The sequence below is a fragment of the Mariprofundus sp. KV genome (assembly GCF_013387475.1).
GTDB lineage: Bacteria > Pseudomonadota > Zetaproteobacteria > Mariprofundales > Mariprofundaceae > Mariprofundus.
Genome location: NZ_VWNB01000026.1, coordinates 1 through 804 on the forward strand (window position 1 = coordinate 1; position 804 = coordinate 804).

1 protein-coding gene is annotated in these 804 nt (G+C 43.2%); it reads right to left on the bottom strand.

Translation table 11 applies throughout. The features are described 5' to 3' along the window. Positions 1 to 47: 47 nt before the first annotated feature. Entirely contained in the window at positions 48 to 419 is a 372-nt protein-coding gene (locus tag F3F93_RS12340) for a hypothetical protein (RefSeq protein WP_176959504.1), read from the bottom strand. Positions 420 to 804: the final 385 nt, after the last annotated feature.

The window sequence follows — 804 nt, forward strand, 5'->3', positions numbered from 1 at the left end:
CTGTGCGTGAGTATGTGAAGAGATACGTGAGTTGCTTCAGAGCCATCTTACGACACTTGAAACCTTTTCCTATGCCAACTGCTGTTGGTGAGTGAAAAGTTAAAAAGGGCTTCTTGAGGAGACTCTAAACTAGACCACGGGTACCCATAGCGAACAAACTCTTTGATTTCTTTAGAGCGCCCTTCCTCATGTAGTCGCTGGATACCAAGCTCTGTCTGGCCGAGTTTTCGGTCTTTGGTGCTTCTTCTGCTTATTCCACTTAATGCCTTTAGTTGTGAAGCGGGCATGGAGAACATATAGAAAAAAGGCTCTGGCTTACTGCGGTGACACTCTGAATTAAAGTCCACCTCATCCCATTCGGTTAACCATTGGTTAACCTTTATTGCACTAACTGATGCTGGTTTCTTTTGATCTGCCATGTGTCATCCTCTTTTCCCTAGTTGGCTAAAGGTATGGCTGTATCATATTTCTTACAACTATAGTTTATAGAAGAATGAGGTGCGGCTTTCAATTGTTGAAACAAGCTTACTCAGGACAGCCTCCTGATAGAGGTTGAAAAAGTGGACTTTGAGTAGGAAAACATGCACTCAAAATTGTGACGTGCATTTTTGGACAACAATTAATAAGACAACTCTTCCTAATTGTTGTCGGGCAAATTTCCCTAGATACGTTTTGTCCTAAGGATACTCTGAATAACTCGTCGATTCCTGTATAATTTCTCCGAACAGGAGGAGTTATGGATCAGTTGAGTTTTGCGGAAGCGGAATACGATCACAAGCGTCGCAAGACGCGCCGTGAGGCGTT